The sequence below is a fragment of the Pseudomonas sp. SDO5271_S396 genome, assembly GCF_054071795.1.
Genome location: NZ_JBSVWB010000108.1, coordinates 1 through 2,066, shown reverse-complemented (window position 1 = coordinate 2,066; position 2,066 = coordinate 1). Strand labels below are relative to the sequence as shown.

1 protein-coding gene is annotated in these 2,066 nt (G+C 65.5%); it reads right to left on the bottom strand.

Annotation, left to right across the window (positions count from 1 at the left end; genetic code table 11):
- The coding region (locus ACW9IN_RS30045) for a condensation domain-containing protein (protein WP_457369234.1) at nucleotides 1–2,066 on the bottom strand (2,066 nt) is incomplete at both ends.

Genomic DNA, 2,066 nt, shown 5'->3' with positions numbered 1-2,066 from the left:
ATGGGCCAGGCGGTTGGCCCGGCGGTTCAGCTCGGCATAACTGATCGACTGCTCGCCCAGGCACAGGGCAACCGCGTCGGGACGCTGTTGCACCTGGGCTTCGAACAACCGATGCACCGCCTGCTGAACCGAAGTCGCCGGGCCGCCGGCATTCCACTGGTGCAGCATGCGCACCTGCTCCTGGCGGTCGAGCAGCGCCAAGGCGCCAATCGGCTGCCGGGCATCGGCGACCACCGCCTGCAACAGGTGCTGCCAGTGTTGCGCCAGACGCGCCACGGTGGCCGCTTCGAACAGGTCGGTGGCATAACTCAGGGACGCCCACAGGCCGTCGGCGGACTCCTGAGTGTCGAGGCTCAAATCGAAATGGGCCGTGTGGCTGTCCCACTCCAGCCCTTCCACACACAGGCCGGGCAATTGCTCGCCACGGGGTACGCGGGCTTCGGACTGATGGTTGAACATCACCTGGAACAGCGGGTTGAGGCTCAGGCTACGCTCCGGTTGCAGCGCTTCCACCAACTGTTCGAAGGGCAAGTCCTGGTGACTCTGGGCCTCCAGCGCCCGCTGTTTGACCTGAGCCAGCAGTTGCACAAAGCTCATCTGCCCGTCGATATCGGCCTTGAGCACCTGGGTGTTGACGAAGAAGCCGATCAGCCGCTCGGTCTCCACGCGGTTGCGGTTGGCGATCGGCACGCCGATACGAATGTCGGACTGCCCGCTGTAACGGTGCAACAGGGTCTGGAACGAAGCCAGCAACAGCATGAACAGGGTCACGCCTTCGCGCTGGGCCAGGGCCTTGAGACCGGCGACGATGCCGGCGTCGAGGTCGACGTCCAGGCGTGCGCCGCGATAGCTTTGCACTGCCGGGCGCGGATGGTCCAGCGGCAGCTCCAGCACCGGCTGTTCGCCGCCGAGCAGATGGCGCCAGTAGTTCAGTTGACGCTGTTGTTCACCAGCCTCCATCCAATCGCGTTGCCACAGGGCGTAGTCGGCGTATTGCAGTGGCATCGCCGGCAACTGCGCCGACTGGCCCTGGCTGAACGCGGCATACAGCTGCACCAGCTCATCGACCATCACCTGCATCGACCAGCCATCGGAAACGATATGGTGCTGCACCAGCACCAGCACATGCTCCTGCGCGCTCAGTTGCAACAGGCTGACCCGCAGCAACGGGCCCTGACGCAAGTCGAACGGCCTGGCGATTTCCGCCTCCACCCGCGCCTGCACCTGGGCCGGCGAGGCCTGTTCCAGCCGGGCCTCGTCCAGGGCCAGGGGAACCGACGGCAGGATACGCTGCACGGTGCGCTCGCCTTCACTGACGAACACGGTGCGCAGGGTTTCATGGCGTTCCAGCAAGGTATCGAAGCTGCGCTGCAACGCCGCCCGGTCCAGTTGCCCGCTCAGGCGCAAGGCGTTGGGTACGTGGTAGGCGGCACTGTCGGGCTCCAGTTGCCAGAGGAACCACTGGCGTTCCTGGGCGTAGGACAGCGGCAACTCACGGTCACGGGGCACCGCCAACATCGGCGGGGCCAGCGGGGTCGCGTCCACGGCCTGCAAGGCCAGCACAAACCCTTCCAGTTGTGGCTGTTCGAACAGCGTGCGCAGGGCCACTTCGTGCCCCAGCAAGTGACGCACGCGGGAAATCACCTGCATGGCCAGCAACGAATGCCCACCCATTTCAAAGAAATGATCGGTAAGCCCTACCCGCTCAGCACCGAGCACATCGGCCCAGATCGCCGCAATCTGTTGCTGCAATTCGGTAACCGGCTCGACCCACACGCCCTGGGACTGCGCCGCGTCCGGCTGCGGCAGACCCTTGCGGTCGAGCTTGCCGTTGGGCGTCAACGGCATTTGCGCCAGGAACATGAAATGCGCCGGCACCATGTAGTCCGGCAAGCGGGTTTTCAACGCACGGCGCAGTGCTTCACGGAACTCGACCTGGGCTGGGCCCGGCTCGGCCAACGCAGCGTCAGCCGGCACCACATAGGCCACCAGCTGCTTGCCGGTCGGGCTGTCCTGGGCCACCACCACGGTTTCACCGACGCTGGCCTGCTCGCGCAGACGTGCCT